Source organism: Flammeovirga agarivorans (genome assembly GCF_012641475.1).
GTDB lineage: Bacteria > Bacteroidota > Bacteroidia > Cytophagales > Flammeovirgaceae > Flammeovirga > Flammeovirga agarivorans.
This window is the reverse complement of the sequence record NZ_JABAIL010000001.1, coordinates 119,519-140,710: the sequence shown is the minus strand read 5'-3', so window position 1 is coordinate 140,710 and position 21,192 is coordinate 119,519. Positions and strand designations below refer to the sequence as shown.

12 protein-coding genes are annotated in these 21,192 nt (G+C 34.2%); 6 read left to right on the top strand and 6 right to left on the bottom strand.

The window, feature by feature from the left end:
* Nucleotides 1–21: 21 nt before the first annotated feature.
* Both porQ and HGP29_RS00680 read right to left on the bottom strand, forming a co-directional pair.
* Nucleotides 22–1,083, bottom strand: a complete 1,062-nt coding sequence (gene porQ, locus HGP29_RS00685) for a type IX secretion system protein PorQ (RefSeq protein ID WP_168880381.1) — start codon at nt 1,081–1,083, stop codon at nt 22–24.
* A complete protein-coding gene (locus HGP29_RS00680) occupies nt 1,083–2,321 on the bottom strand; it encodes a M16 family metallopeptidase (RefSeq protein ID WP_168880380.1) in 1,239 nt (412 codons plus the stop codon). Before HGP29_RS00680 ends, porQ begins: the two co-directional genes overlap by 1 nt.
* A gap of 108 nt (nt 2,322–2,429) precedes the next feature.
* Here HGP29_RS00680 and ruvB point away from each other — a divergent pair, with 108 nt between their 5' ends.
* The 6 genes from ruvB to HGP29_RS00650 all read left to right on the top strand — a co-directional run bounded on the left by ruvB (nt 2,430) and on the right by HGP29_RS00650 (nt 13,209).
* Nucleotides 2,430–3,461, top strand: coding sequence for a Holliday junction branch migration DNA helicase RuvB (gene ruvB, locus HGP29_RS00675; protein WP_168880379.1), 1,032 nt, complete (start codon nt 2,430–2,432; stop codon nt 3,459–3,461).
* Between the two features lie 256 nt (nt 3,462–3,717).
* Nucleotides 3,718–5,796, top strand: a complete 2,079-nt coding sequence (locus tag HGP29_RS00670) for a tetratricopeptide repeat protein (RefSeq protein ID WP_168880378.1) — start codon at nt 3,718–3,720, stop codon at nt 5,794–5,796.
* Between the two features lie 54 nt (nt 5,797–5,850).
* Nucleotides 5,851–7,350 carry a glycerol kinase GlpK gene (glpK, locus tag HGP29_RS00665; RefSeq protein WP_168880377.1) on the top strand — a complete coding sequence of 500 codons (1,500 nt, stop codon included), beginning with the start codon at nt 5,851–5,853 and terminating at the stop codon, nt 7,348–7,350.
* A 72-nt stretch (nt 7,351–7,422) separates the two neighbouring features.
* A complete protein-coding gene (locus HGP29_RS00660) occupies nt 7,423–8,610 on the top strand; it encodes an efflux RND transporter periplasmic adaptor subunit (RefSeq protein WP_168880376.1) in 1,188 nt (395 codons plus the stop codon).
* Between the two features lie 2 nt (nt 8,611–8,612).
* The gene (locus HGP29_RS00655) at nt 8,613–11,774 is read left to right on the top strand and encodes an efflux RND transporter permease subunit (protein ID WP_168880375.1); all 3,162 of its coding nucleotides are present in this window, start codon (nt 8,613–8,615) and stop codon (nt 11,772–11,774) included.
* Entirely contained in the window at nt 11,767–13,209 is a 1,443-nt protein-coding gene (locus HGP29_RS00650) for a TolC family protein (protein ID WP_317169927.1), read from the top strand. The genes HGP29_RS00655 and HGP29_RS00650 overlap by 8 nt, the downstream gene beginning before the upstream one ends.
* A gap of 59 nt (nt 13,210–13,268) precedes the next feature.
* Here HGP29_RS00650 and HGP29_RS00645 read toward each other — a convergent pair whose 3' ends face one another.
* The 4 genes from HGP29_RS00645 to porU all read right to left on the bottom strand — a co-directional run bounded on the left by HGP29_RS00645 (nt 13,269) and on the right by porU (nt 21,142).
* On the bottom strand, nt 13,269–14,372 hold the full coding sequence (locus HGP29_RS00645; protein ID WP_168880373.1) for a sulfotransferase family protein: 1,104 nt from the start codon (nt 14,370–14,372) through the stop codon (nt 13,269–13,271).
* Nucleotides 14,373–14,985: 613 nt separating this feature from the next.
* Nucleotides 14,986–16,272, bottom strand: coding sequence for a M16 family metallopeptidase (locus HGP29_RS00640; protein ID WP_168880372.1), 1,287 nt, complete (start codon nt 16,270–16,272; stop codon nt 14,986–14,988).
* Nucleotides 16,273–16,357: 85 nt separating this feature from the next.
* Nucleotides 16,358–17,596 (bottom strand): type IX secretion system outer membrane channel protein PorV, encoded by a 1,239-nt coding sequence (porV, locus tag HGP29_RS00635; protein WP_211093164.1) that lies wholly within the window; start codon nt 17,594–17,596, stop codon nt 16,358–16,360.
* A 150-nt stretch (nt 17,597–17,746) separates the two neighbouring features.
* The gene (gene porU, locus HGP29_RS00630) at nt 17,747–21,142 is read right to left on the bottom strand and encodes a type IX secretion system sortase PorU (protein WP_168880370.1); all 3,396 of its coding nucleotides are present in this window, start codon (nt 21,140–21,142) and stop codon (nt 17,747–17,749) included.
* Nucleotides 21,143–21,192 lie beyond the last annotated feature (50 nt).

Sequence of the window (21,192 nt, the reverse complement as noted above, 5' to 3'; positions counted from 1 at the left end):
TTATTTAATAGGGTTGATATTTTATTCAATCACAGTTTTTTTACGTTTATCCCATCCTTTAGTAGCAATGGATAAACTTAAACTATTGGTAGGTCCTGCTACATGATACCAAGCCACACTGTATCCGAAGTCAATATGTTTTTTGATCTTCAAGGCTGCTCCTAATGACATCCCTGCCATTCCTTTGACACCTTGAGTGATCATTTCTTTTCTACGCATTACATTGTATCCTGCGCGAACGTTTACCACTTTCCCTAATACAAATTCACCTCCAAAGGCAAAATGTCGTGACAATTTGTCAGCAAATGTCGGTTCTTTATATAAATCATTGCCAAAAGCGTCCTGTTCTCCTTTTAAGGATGTATCTGTATACGTAATATCGAACTGATGAATGTGATGATACGTCACAGAAAATCGCAATGGCATACGTTCTGGCTTAAATGAGAGTCCTAGTTGGGTATCAAAAGGTAATTCACTAGTATCATTTGGTTGATATTGTCTCATTACAAAACCTGCATTTTTTACGGACAATCCAACAACCAAATCTTTTGTTGGGTGAATGAAAGCACCATTCATATCAAACATTAATGCATTAGCTTTATAACTTTCAATTTTAGAAGCGGCAAACTTCATATTGGCTGAAAAAGAAAAAACACCTTGTTTGTAAGTATAACTACCTTGCAGCCAATAGTCATTGGCATTATAAGTACCAGTATAATTTCCGTTTTGGTCAAATCCATCAAATTCACCATACCCCATATATGCCATACCAAAGCCCACAATTCCACCACCCAACTGTTTGGCATAACCTAAAGAGGTCATACCTGCAGTAGTATGATAATCGTAATAATTGAATACGACTTTGTCCACAGATTCTTCTCCTAATAGAGCCGAATTGTAGAACATCGCATTGGGATCATCTAAGCCTGATGTGATTAAAAATCCGCCTAATCCTACTTGTCTTGCATTGGTAGGTACTGTCAAAAAATTAAATGCATCAACTCCACCAAGCTGAGCATAAGAAACGGTAATAGACGAAATGAATAAGATGAATAAGTTTAACGAAAAAAAATTGTTCCTCATTATTTCTTTGCCTTATAATAAAGAGTTGATGAGTTATCTTCAGTAAGTATATTTTTTGCTTTTGATGTCACTTCTTCTACAGTAACACTTCTTAATTTTTCTTCTTCCTCATTAATTAGATTTGGATTTCCTAAAGTAGCTCCAAATGCAATTGACATCGCTCTTGGTAAAATTTCTGTTTTACCATATGTCATTGAGAATTCAGCTTGATTTTTCACTTTTTCTAAACTCTCTGTAGGAATCTCCTTGCTTGAGAATTCTTTTAAAGTGTCATTTAAGCCCGCTTCAGCATCTTCGATAGTCACACCATCTGCCATTTTACCGGTAATGCATAATAATCCCGGGTCAAATGATCCAGTGATGTAAGCACTTAAACCTGAGAAGAGCTGTTCGTTCTTAACTAGCTTTTGATATAAAACTGAAGATTTACCTCTTCCTAATAAATCACTCACTAAATCTGTTGAATAATAACTTTCATCAGTTCGTCCTTCCATATGCCATACCTTATACAACATATCTAAAGGAACACTTTCTTCAACAATTTTTCTTTTTGGTGCCGTTTGAATAGGCTCTACTGGTATATTTCTTTCTGGTTTTACTCCACTTGGAATTGAAGCAAACCATTTTTCACTTAAACGTTTAACTTCTTCAAGTTTAACGTTACCAGCCACCACCATCACTGCATTAGAGGGTACATAATACTTTTGGAAAAATGCTTTAACATCATCCATTGTAGCCTCTTCGATATGACTAATATCTTTGCCTATGGTAGGCCAATTGTAAGAATGCTTCTCATATGCTAACTCTCTTAAATGATGCCAAACGTCACCATAAGGTTGGTTAATATACCTCTGCTTGTATTCTTCTATCACTACCTTTCTTTGAACTTCCAATACTTTTGGATCAAATGAAAGGCTTAACATTCTATCCGCTTCTAACCAAAAAGCTGTTTCTAAGTTTTGAGCTGGAAGTGTGATGTAATAATTAGTGATATCAGGAGAAGTAAAGGCATTGTTAGTTCCTCCAACTTTCTGTAAAGGAGTATCATATGAAGGAATATTGACTGAACCTCCAAACATTAAATGTTCGAATAAGTGTGCAAAACCTGTCTTATTAGGATTTTCATCTCTCGAGCCCACATCATACATTATATTCACTACTGCCGAAGCAATATGATGATCTTCATGAACGTACACCTTTAAACCATTGTCAAGGACGAACTCATTAAATTGAATCATTCTTTATATTTTAAGTGATCAGATAAAGTTAGCAGTCAATCACCACTTTACAAAGCATAAAATAGAGAGAACATTTTACTACCTTTGTTTTCAAGAGAAATTACCGATATGAGAGAAGACTATTTAAAAGGAGACGATGCAGGGTACTCTGATGCTGAGAAGGATATTGAAAGAGCATTAAGACCTCTGTCATTCGGTGACTTTACTGGACAAGATCAAATTGTTGAAAACTTAAAAATATTCGTTTTAGCTGCCAAAAAGCGTAATGAACCGCTTGATCATGTGCTTTTACACGGACCTCCCGGTTTAGGTAAAACCACCTTATCGAATATCATTGCCAACGAAATGGAAGCTGAAATAAAAATCACTTCAGGTCCTGTTTTAGAAAAACCTAGTGATTTAGCTGGCCTATTGACTAATCTTGAGGAAAACGATGTATTATTCATAGATGAAATACACCGTTTAAACCCTGTTGTAGAGGAATATTTGTATTCTGCTATGGAAGATTTTAGAATTGACATTATGTTAGATTCTGGTCCCAATGCAAGAACAATACAAATTGACTTGAACCCATTTACATTAATTGGAGCAACCACTCGATCAGGTTTATTGACTGCTCCTTTAAGAGCTAGATTTGGTATCAATGCCCGTTTACAATATTATGATTCCGCTCTGTTGTCTAAAATTGTAAAACGATCATCAGCCATTTTAAATACTCCTATAAATGAAGATGCTGCCTTCGAAATTGCAAGAAGAAGTAGAGGAACACCTCGTATCTGTAATAATCTACTAAGAAGAACTAGAGATTTTGCAGAAATCAAAGGTGATGGTCAGATTACATTAGATATTTCAAAAATGGCTTTAGGTGCATTGAATGTTGACCAAGGCGGTTTAGATGAAATGGATAACCGAATTTTGACTACAATTATAGAAAAATTTAAAGGTGGTCCTGTTGGTATTAGTACAATCGCTACAGCATGTGGCGATGAAGCTGAAACTATTGAAGAAGTTTACGAACCTTTCTTGATTCAAGAAGGATTCATTAAAAGGACATCAAGAGGTAGAGAAGTCACTATGAAAGCCTATGAACATTTAGGTATTGCACCTCCATCAGATGGCAATCAAGGTTCTTTATTTTAGATTATTATAAATTTGTGGAAAGGGTTGGTTTTTTAAAATTAAAATCAATCCTTTACCTTTACATAAATACAGATACTTACTTACTTCCATTTAATTTACGCGACTAAATAAAAATAAACTGAATAGATTACTTAACATATTACTCATCGTTATTGCCTTTGGGTGTAATTTTGACAATAGAGCTACTTTAAAATCAGAGGACACAACACAGAAGGAACAAAGCAATGATGCTTTAAAAGATTCCATCAAATTCTCTGTGCAACACACTAAAGACCTTTACAAAAAACGTGATTACAATGCATCCTTAGAAAGTGCATCAAATAGTATTTCTTTATCAAAAGAGTCATTATACTATGATCATTTGCCATGTTTATTTTTATATCAATCCAGATCATTTCGAAGGTTAAAACAGTATAATGAAGGTAAAAAGTCAGCCTTAAGTGCTATTTATTGGGTAGACAAAACCAACAATGTTGATGAAGTTGGCGACATCTACATTGAGTTGGCGAGAAATTACAAATCACTTTACCAATACGATTCGGCAATCAATCATTATAAAACCGCTATTTATCATCTAGAAAATAAACAAGACACCATTGGTCTTTCTATTGCTTTAAATAACCTTGGAGCAATACATAAAATTCAAGGAAACTATTCTAAAGCATTAAAATATTATACTAAAGATTTAGAGATTAATACAGAGCAAGATTATAAAAAAGATATGATCATCGCTCTTAATAATATTGGTCAAGTTCATTTCAATACAAAAAGCTTTAATAAAGCTATCTCCTTTTATGAAAGAGCTGAAAGTATAGCAGAAGAAATTGACTACCCTAGAGGAATTGCAAGTGCTAATAGTAATATCGGAGCCATCTACCATCAACTAAAAGAAGCTGATCAGGCATTAGAAAAGTTCTATATCGCACTATCTCTTTACAAAAAACAAAACAATAGTTATAGAATTTGTGAGACTTATTTGAATATCTCCAATGTACTAATCATGAAAGAAGAATACAGTGTAGCTCTTTCTTTCATTAAAAAGTCACAAGAGTTAAGTAAGGAAATAAAAAACCATCATATTCTGAATAAAAGCTACTATATCGAAGGGGAGTGCTATTATAATATGGGTAAATATGATCAAGCCATTGTACTTCTAAAAAAGGCTGAACAGTTTTACAATGAGGACCATTATACCATAGAATACAGAAACATTCTGAAACACCTTCATCAATCTTACATTGAAAAGAAAAACTATAAAAAGGCTTACCACTACTTGGATAAATGGTTAGTGGTCAACGAAAAAATCAATGACCTTGAACAAAAGAAAATCATTGAAGACATCAACAGTAAATTTGAAAATAAGCAGCAACTTTTACTCATTGACCAACTCAATAAGCAGAAAGAATTAAAAGAAGAAAAAATCATTTACCAGAATAGAATCAATTTATTCTTAATCATGATTTCTTTACTTCTATTAGCCTTTTTAGTCTTCATTTATCTAATCAATAGAAAAGGAAGAAAAACCTATAAGCTTATTAGAGAGCAAAACCATGAAATATTAACTATCCACTCCGAATTAATGGATAGTTTAAAGCTTGCAAGTAAAATTCAGCGCTCCATAGTTGAAATCCCTAGAGATACTAAACAAGCATTACCTGAGCATTTTATTTTTTGGAAACCTCTACAAGAAGTAAGTGGAGATATTTACCATATTGAAAAGAAAGACGATTATATTTTTATCACTCTGATGGACTGTACTGGACATGGTGCACCAGCTTCTCTATTGGCTACTTTAGGAGTAAAAACTTTAAGTGATATTATCGATGAAGGTCATGTTCACCCCGATGAAATCCTAGAAGAATTAGATCAGCGAATCGATGTGGAATCGTCATTAAATAAAGACATTTCAGGGATGGATGTATCTATCCTAGTATATGATATTTTAGCTAAAACTATCTCCTTTGCTGGAGCCAAAAGACCTTTATACTTTATTAATGAAAATGAGCCTGTTTACATAAAAGGTACAAGAAGATCTATTGGTGAAACTCTATTTACTCCCAAAAAACCTTTCGAGCGACATACCTTCAATATCACTAGTGATATTAAATTATATATGTATTCTGATGGGTTTGGAGACCAATTTGGAGGCATTCATAACAAAAAATACTTAGAGAAAAACCTTAGAAAATTCTTATTTGAACATTCTCACCTTCCATTCGAGGTGCAAAAAGATCTTTTAAGAAAAGAATATATCAATTGGATTTCTCCATCTGAGGGCATCAGCCATAAATCCATTGATGATACTCTAGTAATAGGATTCAATTTCACAGTATAATTTTATAATTTAGAAGGAATAATCTGTAACCAATAAAACAGCTATCACCTTCTTATGAATAAAAAACATAAATTTATACTCTCTTTAGACCAAGGAACTACAAGCTCTAGAGCCATACTATTCGATCACAAAGGACGAATAAACAGTATTGCCCAAAAAGAATTCAAACAAATTTATCCTAAACCCGGATGGGTTGAACATGATCCCAAAGAAATATGGTCTACACAAGCTAGTGTTTCCGCAGAAGTTGTTGCTCAGGCTGGTTTAACAGGATTAGACATTGCAGCTATTGGCATTACCAACCAAAGAGAAACAACAATTATTTGGGATACAAAAACTGGAAAACCGATTTATAATGCCATCGTTTGGCAAGATAGAAGAACTGCCAAATTTTGCGACTCGCTCAAAAAAAAGTATTCAAAAAAAATTCAGGAAAAAACAGGGTTAATTATTGATGCTTATTTCTCCGCAAGTAAGATCAATTGGCTACTGAATAACGTAAAAGGTGCAAGACAAAAAGCTGAAAAGGGGTTATTAAAATTTGGTACAGTAGACAGCTGGCTTATCTGGAACCTAACAAGAGGAAAAATTCATGTTACTGATGTAAGTAATGCAAGTAGAACTATGCTCTTTAATATTCATGATCTCAAATGGGACCCAGAATTATTAAAGATTTTTGATATTCCAGAAAGCATGCTTCCAGAAGTAAAATCTAGTAGCGAAGTCTATGCTAAGACTGCCACAACACTTTTTGCATCAAAAATCCCCATCTCAGGAATTGCTGGGGATCAGCAAGCTGCATTATTTGGTCAGATGTGTGTCAACAAAGGCATGGCTAAAAATACGTATGGAACCGGCTGTTTTATTATGATGAATACCGGTAAAAAAGCAATCTCTTCTCAAAACAAGTTATTGACTACTATAGCTTGGAAAATTGGAGATGAAACAAACTATGCACTTGAAGGAAGTGTCTTTGTTGGTGGAGCTGCGATCCAATGGTTAAGAGATGGACTTGGAATTATAAAAAAAGCACATCATTCCGAAAAAATAGCAAAAGAAGTGAAAGATAATGGAGGTGTTGTATTTGTTCCTGCATTAACCGGACTTGGAGCTCCTTATTGGGACCAATATGCTAGAGGAACAATTTTAGGTATCACAAGAGGCACAGAGAAAGGACATATAGTTAGAGCCACATTAGAAGCAATTGCTTTACAATCCAATGATGTATTAAAAGCTATGGAAGCTGATGTAGGCAAACCAACTAAAGAACTTAGAGTAGATGGTGGAGCTTCTGCTAACAATCTACTCATGCAAATCCAAAGTGATATTTGCCAAGTCGATGTTGTACGTCCAAAAGACATGGAAACAACCGCCCTTGGCGCTGCATTTTTAGCAGGATTATCTATAGGATATTGGGACTCAATCGATGAAATTCAAAAGATTTGGGAACAGGAAAAGATCTTCTCTCCAAAAATTCTAGAGAAAGAATGTAAAAAGAGAATTAAATCCTGGAAAAAAGCCGTAAAACGTAGTTTTTCTTGGGTTTCAGAATAATCATTAACAAATATTTCATAGATTTGTTGGATTATATAGTCCATATAACATCAAACTACACGACCTAATATAATGACATCTAATTTCTTTAATAATGCTTTTAAACTTATAGCACTGACATTCACATCTTACTTCCTTATTGGATGTGGTGGCGATGAAGCAAAAAAGCAACTTAAGATCCCTCAAGTAGAAATACCGGTTACCGAAGTGTTGGTACAGGACGTTCCCTTATCAAAGGTATTTGTGGGACAAGTGTACGGTACAAAAGATATCCCAATTCGTTCTCGAGTTGAAGGCTATTTAGAAGGTATACACTTCAAAGAAGGTAGTAGAGTAAAAAAAGGACAACTTCTATATACTGTCGATCCTCAAACATATGCTGCTGAAGTAACAATGCTAAAAAGTAAATTAGCAGAAGCTGAAGTAACATTAATCAGAGCATCTAATGATTTAGACAGAATTCAACCTTTGGCAGAACAAAATGCCGTTTCAAAATCTGATCTTGATGCAGCTTTAGCAGAGAAAGGTGCTGCTGAATCTATGGTAGCTGCAGCAAAAGCCAACCTAAGAATGGCACAAATCGAACTTGGTTATACTACTATCGAATCTCCAATTAATGGTATCATTGGTAGAACTGAAGCTAAAGTTGGTGAATTCGTAGGTAGAGATCCTAACCCAGTTATCTTAAATACAGTTTCTAGAATTGACTCTGTAAACGTTCGTTTCTTTATTACTGAAAATGATTATCTGAAACTAGCTAGATATGCTATTAGCCGAGAGAAAAACGGCGGCAAGAAAGAAGCTAGGTCAAATGATGAAGAAACCGATAAGTTAGAATTAATTTTCTCTGATAATACTGTTTATGCTGAAAAAGGACATTATGATTTTCTTGACAGAAATGTTGACGCAAATACAGGCGCAATGCTTATTCAAGCAACATTCCCTAATACTGATGGTTTAATTAGACCAGGACAATTTGCAAAAGTAAGATCTGTTATTGATATCGTTCCAAACGGTATTCTGGTTCCACAAAGAGCTATCATGGAATTCCAAGGGCGTTATTCTGTTTTTGTAGTGGATAGCCAAGGAAAAGTAACTCAAAAAAGTGTTGAACTTGGCCGTACTTATAAAGACTATTGGCTTGTACGTTCAGGCTTGAAAAAAGGCGACAAAGTCGTTTTAGAAGGCTTACAAAAGGTACACGAAGGTGCTACTATCAAATTCAAAGTTGTTAAGTTCGAATCACAGTACGAAGGATAATAATGAGCCAAGAACAAATAAAATCCAACTTTTTCGTTAGGCGACCAATAGTCGCCATGGTCATTGCCATTATTATGACCATCGTCGGTGCGGTATCTATGAAAGGGTTACCCATCGAACAGTACCCTAATTTAACTCCTCCTATTGTAAAGATTACAGCAACTTACACTGGTGCGAGTGCCCTAAATGTAGAACAATCAGTAGCAACTCCATTAGAACAGGAAATTAATGGTGTTGAGAATATGATATACATGAAGTCCATCAACTCCAATGATGGTACTTTACAGATTCAGACTTCATTTGAAATCGGTACTGACCCTGATATGAGTACGGTATTTACACAAAACCGTGTAGCAACTGCCACTCCGAAATTACCCGATGCGGTAAAAAGAACAGGTGTTAAAACAGAGAAATCATTACCTAACATTCTAATGCTGATCACTCTTACCTCTCCCGATGGTAGATTTGATCAAAACTTTTTAGGAAACTACTCACTAATTAATATCAAAGACGTTCTAGCAAGAACAAAAGGTATTGGTAGTGTAGCAGTATTAGGTACATCAGATTACTCAATGCGTATTTGGGTAAAGCCAGATATCTTAGCAAAACTGAACCTTACAGTTCCTGAAATCACTAATGCTATTTCAAATCAGAACGTTATCGTTCCTGGTGGTAAGTTTGGTGCAGAGCCTGCGCCAAAAGGTACTGAGTTTACATATACAGTACTTCTTCCAGACCGTCTTCAATCAGAAGAAGAGTTCGGAAATATTGTAGTAAGAACAAATAAAGATGGTAGTCAAGTATTATTAAGAGACGTAGCAAGAATCGAATTAGGTGTTGAAACGTACTCTGCATTTACAAGACTAAATGGTAATAACTGTGCGGTAATCGCTATTTACCAAGCACCAGGTTCAAATGCCGTTGAACTAGCAGAACAAATGATTACTAAAATGGATAATCTGAAAAAAGATTTTCCAAATGGTATAGAGTATGAAGTTTCACTTGACTCAACAGCTCCGATTACTGCTGGTATTAATGAGATTATCGAAACTTTATTCGTTGCCTTATTATTAGTAGTACTTGTGGTATATGTATTCATCCAAGATTGGAGAGCGACATTAGTTCCTACAATGGCGATCCCTGTATCTTTGGTGGCAGCATTCATGCTATTCCCTCTATTAGGTTTTACAATCAATGTATTATCATTATTAGGTTTAGTACTCGCCATTGGTATTGTAGTGGATGATGCAATTGTAGTAGTTGATGCGGTTCAGGTTTACCTTGAAGAAGGTTACTCACCAAAAGAAGCTACTAACAAAGCGATGAGTGAGGTAACTGCTCCAGTTATTGCAACTACGCTAGTACTTGTTGCAGTATTTATTCCTGTAGCCGCTATGGCAGGTATTACTGGACGATTATATCAACAGTTTGCCATTACAGTAGCTGTATCAGTATGTTTCTCATCACTAAATGCCTTAACATTATCTCCTGCACTTTGTGGCTTGATATTGAGAAAATCAGAACCAGTGGGTGGTCCACTTGGAGCATTTTTCAAGGTATTCAATAATGTTTTTGACCGTTCTACAAAATCATACATTAGTGTAACTAAGATCGCAACAAGAAAGATTGTAATGAGTTGTGTCTTTATTGGTTGTACATTAGTTGCTGCAGGTTGGTTAGGTGTTAAAGTTCCTATTGGATTTATTCCAGAAGAAGATCAAGGATACATCTATATAAATGCACAGTTACCTGTAGCTTCATCACTACAAAGAACAAACGAATTATCATATAAAGTAGAAAAGATTGTCTCTCAGATTCCAGAAATCGAAATGACAACAACTGTAGCTGGTTACTCATTACTTTCGAGTAGTAACTCTACAAACTCTACTTTCTTCTTTGTCACATTAAAGAAATGGGATGAAAGAGAGTTAACTGCAAAACAGGTAATCCAAAAGTTGAATTATCTTTTTGCAACTCAAATCACCGAAGCGAAAATATTTGCCTTTGGTCCTCCTGCAATCCCTGGTTTAGGTAACGGTTCTGGTTTCAGTATCATGGTCCAAGATAAAGGTGGTAACACTCCAGATTATTTGGCGAATTATACAAACGAGTTTATCAAAGCAGCTAATGCAAGACCGGAAATCGGTATGGCATTTACTACTTTTGAAGCAAGTGTACCACAACGATTTATTGATATCAATAAAGACAAGATATTAAAGCTTGGAGTAAACCTTCAAGATGTTTATACAACATTTGCAGCCTTCCTAGGCGGTTCTTATGTCAATGACTTCAACAGATTTGGTCGTTTATATAGAGCATATGTACAAGCAGAGCCTGAATATAGAAATAATGAAAAGCAATTAGACCTTTTCTATGTGAAGTCGAACAATGGAGCAAAGGTTCCGTTATCAACACTTGTAAATATTGAAAGAGTTAGTGGTCCTGAATTTACAAACCGATTTAACTTGCTTAGATCAGTAGAAGTAACAGGTTCTCCTGCTCCAGGTTATAGTTCGGGTCAAGCTATGGATGCCCTCGAAGAGGTTGCTGCAGAAGTCTTACCTTCGAACATGACTTATTCTTGGAATGGTATGTCATTCCAAGAGAAAAAGGCTTCGGGGTCTGTATTTATCATTTTTGCATTCTCCTTGATATTTGTATTCTTAATCTTGGCTGCCCAATACGAATCATGGTCAATGCCATTCAGTATTCTATTAGGTACTCCATTTGCCATATTTGGAGCATTCTTCTTATTATGGTTTGCTAGATTCTTTAGTGAGAGTTATGAAAATAACATCTTTGCTCAGATTTCATTAGTAATGCTTATCGCGATGGCAGCCAAAAACGCCATCCTAATCGTAGAATTTGCTAAGCTTAAATTTGATGAAGGCTTATCACTTTACGATGCTGCAATTGAATCTGCAAAACTAAGATTTAGACCTATTCTGATGACAGCATTCTCATTTATTCTTGGTGTTCTTCCACTTGTAATCGCTACAGGTTCTGGAGCAGAAGCAAGAAAAGTAATGGGTATGGCTCTACTTGGAGGTATGGGTATGGCAACAATATTAGGACTGTTCCTTTATCCTATGCTATTCGTATTAGTAGGTCGAATTGCTGGTTATGAAAAAGACAGAGTGAAAACTTCAACGGCAGATGAATAGAAAAATGAATCAAAAACTGAATTTAACTTTCAAAAGGCTCTTCATAGTTCTTAGCATCACTGCTTTTATGTGGAGTTGTAAAATGGGGAAAAATTATGAAGCCCCAGATATAGTTTCTCCAACTGAATATCGCTTTGGAGTTGACTCAATAGTTACTACATCATCCGATACTATCGGGTGGTGGACTTTAATTAAAGATCCTATTCTTGATACTTTAATTACAATAGCATTGCAAAATAACCAAGATGTTAGAGTGGCAATGCAAAGAATCGTTGAAGCGGAAAAGCTTTACCGTATTCAAAAAGTTCAAACAAGACCATCATTCGATTACAATGGTAGTTATACTTACGGAACGTACAACGGTTTTACCTCACCAGAAGCTGTAAGTAACTACTTTGGAGGACTTCAAATGAACTGGGAGCTTGACCTTTGGGGTAAAAACAGAAGACTATCTGAGGCCGCAATGGCAAATTATACAGGAACAGTTCACGGCTTAAGAGCTGTACAACTATCTGTTATTGCCAACGTAGCTGCTGCCTATGTCCAATTATTGGAAAATAAAGCCAGTTTAAAAGTTGCTCAGGAAACTTTAGCTTCTAGAGATAGCTCTATTATAATTATGGATGCAAGGTATAGATTAGGTACTATTCCTGAAATTGATTTGAACCAAGCACAAATTCAACAAGCAATTGCTGAGAGTGCAGTACCAGTTTATAAAAGAGGTGTAGCCTTATCTGAAAATGCTCTTTCTGTATTACTTGGTGAAAACCCTAGAGAGATTGTTACTGGTCAAGCTTTAGATCAACAACAGATTCCTCCTGTAATTCCTGCAGGAATTCCTTCAGATCTATTGAAAAGACGTCCTGACCTTCTTCGCACAGAACAAGAAATAGTTGCTCAGAATGCTAATGTAGGAGCTGCTATTGCTAATAGATTCCCTACCATCAGTTTAACAGGTGCTGCCGGTGTATCAAGTGCACTAAGTATTATTAATACTGCATCTGGTGCTGAAGCTGCTTGGAATATCGGTGCTGGTATTGTTGGTCCATTATTCCAATGGGGTAAAAACAAAAGAAAAGTAGAGGTTGAAAAAGCGAGACTTGAAGCATCAATTCTAGAATATGAAAGAAGTGCTATTGCTGCTTTCCAAGAAGTAGAAGATGCTTTAGCTTCTGTTCAATACTACCAAGAAGAACTTATTGCCAGAAGAAAACACGTTGTAGCAGCTACTAATGCTGAGTACTTATCAAAACAAAGATATGATAAGGGTGTTACTAGTTACCTTGAATACCTAGAACAACAGCGTACTGCTTTCGAAGCAGAACTTAATTTGGTTACTGTACAAGGAAAAATCTTAACTTCTTATGTACAGCTATACAAAGCGCTTGGTGGTGGTTGGATTACTAGAGAAGAGCAACAACAAGCACAAGAATAATCAAAGAAATTATTCATATAAAAAAGACCTTCAACTTTCCGTTGAAGGTCTTTTTCTATTTACAGCATTTCGTAATTCCACTTTTCAAAAGCGTAACTCCAATGCTTATTTACTTTATCAATTGTGTTTTGAGGGAATTGATATTGATGTTTTTTATGGGTTCCTAAGCCATTTAAATATTCAACCATATAAGGTTTAGCTTTTTCAAAGTCTCCGATATCTAAATGCTTATAGATGTTCTCTAAATAACCTAGGTTATCCTTAGCGAACTCTTCATATTTAATTTCAATTAGATTTTCCTCCGGTATCAATGCTTTATCTGTTTCATACTTGTCATACATCTTAGTAAAGACATCTAAGATATTTTGTTCAAGTTGTTCATCTGAAATCTCTTGGAACTTCTGACTTGGTAATACACCTTTAAAGAACCTTACCGTAGATCCAAATACCTCATATGGATTTCTGTAGATATAGATAAATTTCGCATTAGGATAGATTTTTAAAATCTCATCAACCCTTGCAGTATGAGGAGGGTTTTTAGACAAGAAACGTTCTCCTTTAGTTTGCCATAGAGCAAGTTTTACAAAACGCTCATAAGTATCTCTCCATAATTGTTTATCCTCTTCAGTTAATCCTTTACCCAGTAAGAATCTATCAAATATTCTTACAGTATCCTGTGGGAAATACCAAAAATAATAGAAACTCATATCATGTAAATTTCCTAAAGCAAACTCTTCTTCTTGAGGAAACTTAGGGTCTAACTTCAAACCATCAGCAGGTCTTTCCTTTGGCATAAATTGTTTCATCATAAATGTGAAAATATTTCTACCAAACATCATAGCATTAGGAAATACACTTTGGAAAGTATTCACAAATCCAAACTGAGGATCTTTACTTAGCATATTGTGTAAGTGCGTTGTACCACTTCTCCAATGACCTAAAACAAATACAGGAGCTTTATCAACACTTAACTTATCTATTTTTTTATACAACCATTTCTGGTTAATGGCTTCAACTGGATAACATAAAGTACTAATTAATTTTGCCTTATTGAACTTACTTTTGAATTGAGGTTCAATAGTGTATTGGTTTTGAATTTTTTTAAAGTTTGCTAAAGAACTACCTGATAAAGTAGCCATATCCAAGTTATCAAATGATGCCATATTCTATGAGTATTTTTTAAGAGTTAGATTTTTTAATGTATTAATGTATACGGGTACTTTATTTAACATTTAAGTTATATTAATATTTATTGGGAAATATCTAAAATATATCAGCTTTACATACTTATGTAAGTTTTATACAATTTATCAACTTTTTTAAAGTGTTGTAGAAAAAGAATTAAAAATTTGACTAAAATCATTTAACAATAAAAAAAGCACTAAAAATTAGTACTTATCAAATAATCGATACGATTTATCTCATAAAAAAAGGGTCAAATGTTAACAAATATTGCTTATTAAATCTCAATGTATTACCATTGTATCAAGATAAAACGGAGTAAGAAATATTAAACTTATAAACGTTTTTATCACACTTTAATAAACAAATAAACTAACATTACAGACTATTTTTTAACTTACTATGTAACAACAAACTTTCAACTAATGCAACTGAACTAATTACATAGTTTTTTTAGTCAAAAGATATTAACTGGCAACTTATGTTGTCGCACAAATTTACTAAGTATTAACAAATACTTCACAAACTTCAAACTACAAACATAGTGCTAGTAAGCTTTAAAAACTTACTAGCACTTTTTGTTTATTTAAAAGGCTACCCTACTGCTATTTCAAGTAAATCTCCTTTTAAATATTTATTTACCATCGCCATGATATCCTGTTCAGTAATACTCTGTATTCTTGACACATAATTGTCATAATAATCGAATGGTAATCCTTTCTTATAAAGGCCTTTTGTTATTTCTAAAAGCGAAATATTTGAATTAATAGACATCACAAAACTACCTGCCATATAGTTTTTCACTGTCAATAGCTCCTCCTGCGAAACTACCTCAGTCGCAAGTACATCTATTTCTTTTCTTATTTCATCAATTGCTAAATCTTTAAGATCTTTTTTCACATCAGAAGCAATTAAAAAATAACCTTGATTGATTTCATTTCGGAAGGAAGAGTGAATTCCATAAGACAACCCTTTATCCTCTCTAATGTTTCTCATCAACCTTGACCCAAAATACCCACCTAATGTTTCATTCATCACAGAGAACGCTTCTAGATCATCATGGGGCAATTTAAAAGTGGGACATCCTATTCTTAAGCTAGTTTGTACAGCATCTTCCTTTTCTTGATATATCTTTAATTCATCACTAGCTATTTTAGATACAAAATCAGGGTAAATTAAATTTGCAGCTTCTGAAGAGATATTAAGGTCCCCTAGTTGCTCATCAATAATTTTAATATGTTTATCGTCAACATCTCCAGAAATAAATACTTCAAATGGAGCTCCAATTACATGGTTATTAAAATAATTCTCTAGTTCTTGTAAGGGAAACTCTGATAATTCTGCAGAAGTTAATGAGCTTCCATAAGGGTGCTTATTTCCGTAAAATTTCTCTCTAAATAACTTGGTAGCCAAAAAAGACGTCTTCTCTTCGCTTAAGATCTTCTGCTGAATCATAACCTGCAGAATATGCTGAAACTCCTTTTCTGAAAATGTCGGCTCTGTAAGGTATCTTTTCACCATTTCCATTACAGGCTCAAAGTATCGGTTTAAACAATGCCCTGTGATAGTAAATGAATCAATATCATTAGATACTGAAATGATGGCTCCAAAAGAGTCTAAATATTCATGAATTTGAGCACTAGTCATCCCTTTCACACCTTCACCCATCATTTTAGAAGTTAAAGCAGCTGCTCCTTGTTTCTCTTCAACAAGTTTCCCTCCTTTAATAACAATAGAAAAATGAAGTATCGGTTGAGAAGCATTTTTGAGTGAAAAAACTTTACACTGATTTCTTGTTGAAAAAATTTCAGGTTTTAATAAAACAAAATCTTCTACCGGATATGAATCTGGTGCTATAGTACGATCTAAATTTATCTTCATGTTGTCTTTTTTAATATCTTTTGAAGATAAAAAAAGGTGAGATAACTTTTATGTTCCTCACCTTCTTTTATTCTAATATTTTGAATTAAATATCGTCAGCATCTAGTACATCATTACCTCCAGAGCTTCCTCCACTACTTTTCTTTGATCCTTTTTTCGTTTTATCACCAAAGTTAAACGATAGTGTAAATCGTAAAGTATCTTCTAATGGATTGTTTCGCTTGAATGATAAGAGATATGAGAAATCTAATGTAACCACTTGGTATTTTACACCAAGGCCTAATTGCATATATTGACGATCTCCTTTATCTGGGTTCTCATAAAAGTATCCCATACGAGCTGCGAATAAATCATTATACCAGTATTCGGCACCCACACTCCACATGAATTCTTTCATCTTCTCTGAAAATCCACCTGGAGCTTTAGTTAATCCATACCACATACCTTCTAATACACCCACAGATTTATAACTGTTCGTTGAGTCATTAGGGTCTGGAGTTGGTACTAACAATTTATTGACGTCTACACCAAAAGTAATTTTGTTGTAAGGATCTAAATCCATTGTTAAGGTTGTACCTAAACGAAGATTGGTTGGTAAGAAATCTTCTTGAGAGGTACTATTGTAATTCATCTTAGTACCAATGTTCGAGATATTCCATCCCCAAGCAAATACACCAGTATATTGTCCAAGATGGATATCTGGATTCTGCCAATAACCAGAAATATCTGCAGCAAAACCATGAGCTGGCTTACTATCCTGAGTACCATTACTACTGATTGAACCTGCAAGGTTAGAATAAATATACCTTGCTGAAACGGCCATGCTATATCTTTTTGATAATTGCATCGCGAAGTGTCCATCAAAAGAGTATTCTCTTGGATTGAAATTTCTTGTGATATTACCTTGATCATCGGTAAAGTTAATACTACCAAGATCAAAATATTTCATACTAAGACCGATAGTCTGACGATCATTTAGTCTTTTATAACCTGCGAGATAACTTAAAGACATATCCCCTACAATTTTCTGTAACCAAGGGTTATATGACAAAGAAACTCCATATTCGTCATCGATAACCGCATACTTAGAAGGGTTCCAATGTGCTGAATTTACGTCTGCAGAAGTAGCGACACCCATGTCACCCATGGCTGCACCTCTAGCTTCTGGTGCTATCGTTAAGAACGGTACCGCAGTAATAATAGGATTGCTGTTAGGATTACCTCCAACAATTGTACTCGGCGGATTAGATGATTGAGCCTTTACTTCAACTACTGAAAAAATAATTAGTAAAAATAAAGCGAATTTAACTTTCAGATTGAACATAACTATATGTTGAAACTTATTAAAGTCTAAAAAAATGTAGCTCATTATAGAGCAGTATTATAACAGTTGAGTATAGTTACTTTATAGGCGTAGATTTTACTTTCATTTAAAGATAATTAATCTAATCGTAAATTTCTGATAGATTTAATTTTAATTTAATATTATTCTTGTCGTCTTTACTGTATTTAGGTTCAAATCTTTACAATTTATGATCGATTGAACTACATAAACCCCAGGATACAACCCATATTGTGATTTTAATCCATTATAATACAATTGTATTGAATTATCCACACTTTCAAACTCATTCTCTGAACTTATAACGACTTTTCCTGTCATATCAATAATATTTGTGATGACATTGATGTTTTGACCTTCAATATTATGCATAAATGATAATGTAAAATCATCATAAACAGGATTAGGATAAGCAATAAATGATTCCACTTCTATTGCTTCAACAGGTGAAACATAAAAAGTAATCGTTGCTTCACTTCTATTATTAAGAACATCCCAAGCTTCTAAAGTCAAAGTGTGCTCTCCTACTTCCAAATCATTTAGCGGGAACACGAAAGAATATGTATTATTTCCATCATTTAACGGTTGAACATAATCATTGACTACCCAAGAAGTATCGCCTCCATCCAATTGTAACAACAAATCATGTCCTACACCAAGACCAGAAAGATTTATTCCAGACTCATCATTTAATAAACCTTGAACAAAGCAATCGGGATAGACATTTGTAGTATTCTCTACTCCGTTCATCATTAATTGTATGCTTGGAGGAGTATCATCAATCACAGGATCTTTAGAAGTCCCTCCTAAAATAATATCTACATTACTTCCGAGTGCATCATTAGTTTCATCATTGATAGCATAAAAACTAAATTTAGCGTTGCCAAATGAATATCTTATGTCTTTAGGAACTACAAAATTTGTATTAAAAGTTCCATTTTCAATATTTGTCACACCTCTATACAATTGGAATTTTCTTTCTTGGTATTGAAATACTGTTTCTTCACCATCATTTCCTCTTGTTGAGCTAGTTACTGGTTTTTCATACATCGTTAGATAAACCTCACCCTTAAAGCTTTCGTCTTTCTGTCCATTTAAAGTTACCTCCCCACTTATTGAAACTCTGTCCAAAGCGCTGATAGTATCTTCGCCTGTTAATGACTCTCCGTTTAAAGACGTAATTGAAACTTCTCTTGAAGGTAAGGATAGCTCTAAAGAAGGATCTCCTAATAAGGCAAAATTTCTATTGTTTACCCCTGATAAACTTTGATTCTTTGTTAACCTAAATACTTCTCCTAAAGATTGAAAAGTTCCATCTGATTCTTTCTGGAAAACATTTTCATAGAAAGCTTTATTGATTTTAAAATTACTAGATGCGTACACCGGTCGTGTTGTTGTCATCATGGCAATAGCTCCAGCATTTTCAAGGAATACTAATCGCTCCGCTCCAGAGGTTATAGCTGGGTTATCATAACGTCCAAATTCACAGGTTGCTGTGAAAAATAATGGTAATACAGCATTATTAGATAGATCTGCAATTGTTGGAATATTAAAGATATCCTCATCTGCCCATTTAGAAACGGAACCATGACCACTATAATTCACAATAAGAACTTCCTTATTTTCAATCCAATCCACTAACAATTCATTAGTTTCTGGTGAAACTGCACCCGTCGGCGATGTTTCTTTGGGTTGGTTATCAATATATAGTCGTTCTGAATTAAAATCAGGGTTATTCTCTTCTACATAAACTGCTAGATCATTTGCATCTCGTTGGTGAGTATTATTATCTCCATCATCAGCGACAAATAAAACAGACTTTTTCCATTGATTTAAATTCTGAGTAGCTGTATCATAATAAATAATTTTATTAATCATGGTTTCAGCATGTTCGCTATTTTTTACAGGCAAACGACCAATACCAATTTCCAAATCATCATTATCTACCTGACCATCTATATTTTCACCCCAAAAACCTTCATCTTCATCAAAAAAACCAAAATAATCATCTGACGAAAAAGTTCTTGTTCTCATCAAAACATCTCTAGACTCATAAATAGCTACTTGACTTCCTCCTTCTGTTTTGATGTCTTTATAATCGTACGACCCCTGTCCTATTAGTAATAAATACTTCAATTTTTCAGGGTTTGATAAATATAAATGTCTTGCAAAATCTCTTATAGCTGTTACATCTTGCCTACCGGAAGAAAACTCATTGTATACTTCATCTATCGTTACAACTGTAACATCAATATTAGAGTGTGATTTTCTATGATCTGCAAATTTTTGAGATTCTGATAAATATTGAGGTGCTGTGATAATAATTAGATGAGGGGTATTTAAATTTCTCAAATCTTGATTACTTATTTCTCCTTCTGCTATTGGAAGTAATACATCATTTTTATCAAAAGCGATTACAGAAAAGTTATCCTCATCTGTAGGAAGGTAAACCCTACCTGAAGTCGTAGTAAGTTCTTTGATTTGATCAGTATGAGATATATTCCATACTGATAAATTATTAGGGTTTTCTATTGATGCACCATCTTCAGTACTACCTAAAAACCCATGTAATACAATACCTCCTGAAGTTTTCTGTAATGCTCTTTCAACATTAAAAGTTAGATAATCTAGGTAACCTTCGGAATCTGAGATAGGTTTACTATAGCTTATATCCACATTAATCGCAGCACCTAAAGAACTTACAGTAAACTGATCAAACATAGTATTAACCATGTGTCCTTGATTACCATAACGATAAGAGTTAAAATCAGGAGCTGCAGGAACATTGACCTCTCCTCTCTGTGAACCAGAAATAGTAAAACTAAATGTACTTTCAGCTCTTGATTTAGCCATTACACCTGGCTTCAATTTTAGTTTTGTAGAACTAGTAGAAGATAAAATAGGTACTTCTATAGTTCTATCTGTTGTGGAAATAAAACTTTCTCCAAACCAAAACCTTCCCGAAGGTTCACTTAATCCTTTTACTAATTCCTCCTCGTGATGCACTACTTCTATGAGCTTAGAAAAATTTGATGGATTAGATACCGATGCATCTTCAATGTTAATTCTTGCTCCAAGCTCACTACCTACTTTTATAAAGTAATAGTTATCGGTATCATATAAGTTTAACTCATAATCCACAAACTCATTCTCCTGATCAAATATTACTTTATCAGGACCATCTGCATAAAATAAGAAATAATCATTTTCAGAAAATGATGAACTGTTTTGACCGACAAACTGAATAGGGGTCTCTAATAATGTAGATGGTCTATCTATAGCATTAGGTTGTGGCATCATACCATAACCAAAACCAAAAACAGAAATATTTTGTGGGTTAATAGTAGTGTAGTCAATTCCTAATTCATTAAAAACAGTAGCATCTAATTTATAAACACCACTTTTATCTACCTTAATCTTATATACTTTACCACTTGATAAAGGACCTTGACCAAAGCATGTACTACTTATTGTAAAAAAGAATACTAGATGAATCAGATAATATATATTGAACTTAAAGTAAGTCATCAAAAAATTCCCTGTGATTTGTTTATTAATTACACAAGATACAAAAAACA

Excerpts from the sequence above, each read along its gene's own strand:
- HGP29_RS00645 (WP_168880373.1), bottom strand. The coding sequence starts at position 14,372 with ATGGCATCATTTGATAACTTGGATATGGCTACTTTATCAGGTAGTTCT.
- HGP29_RS00660 (WP_168880376.1), top strand. The coding sequence starts at position 7,423 with ATGACATCTAATTTCTTTAATAATGCTTTTAAACTTATAGCACTGACA.
- porU (WP_168880370.1), bottom strand. The coding sequence starts at position 21,142 with ATGACTTACTTTAAGTTCAATATATATTATCTGATTCATCTAGTATTC.
- HGP29_RS00655 (WP_168880375.1), top strand. The coding sequence starts at position 8,613 with ATGAGCCAAGAACAAATAAAATCCAACTTTTTCGTTAGGCGACCAATA.
- glpK (WP_168880377.1), top strand. The coding sequence starts at position 5,851 with ATGAATAAAAAACATAAATTTATACTCTCTTTAGACCAAGGAACTACA.
- porV (WP_211093164.1), bottom strand. The coding sequence starts at position 17,596 with ATGTTCAATCTGAAAGTTAAATTCGCTTTATTTTTACTAATTATTTTT.
- HGP29_RS00640 (WP_168880372.1), bottom strand. The coding sequence starts at position 16,272 with ATGAAGATAAATTTAGATCGTACTATAGCACCAGATTCATATCCGGTA.
- HGP29_RS00650 (WP_317169927.1), top strand. The coding sequence starts at position 11,767 with ATGAATAGAAAAATGAATCAAAAACTGAATTTAACTTTCAAAAGGCTC.
- ruvB (WP_168880379.1), top strand. The coding sequence starts at position 2,430 with ATGAGAGAAGACTATTTAAAAGGAGACGATGCAGGGTACTCTGATGCT.
- HGP29_RS00680 (WP_168880380.1), bottom strand. The coding sequence starts at position 2,321 with ATGATTCAATTTAATGAGTTCGTCCTTGACAATGGTTTAAAGGTGTAC.
- porQ (WP_168880381.1), bottom strand. The coding sequence starts at position 1,083 with ATGAGGAACAATTTTTTTTCGTTAAACTTATTCATCTTATTCATTTCG.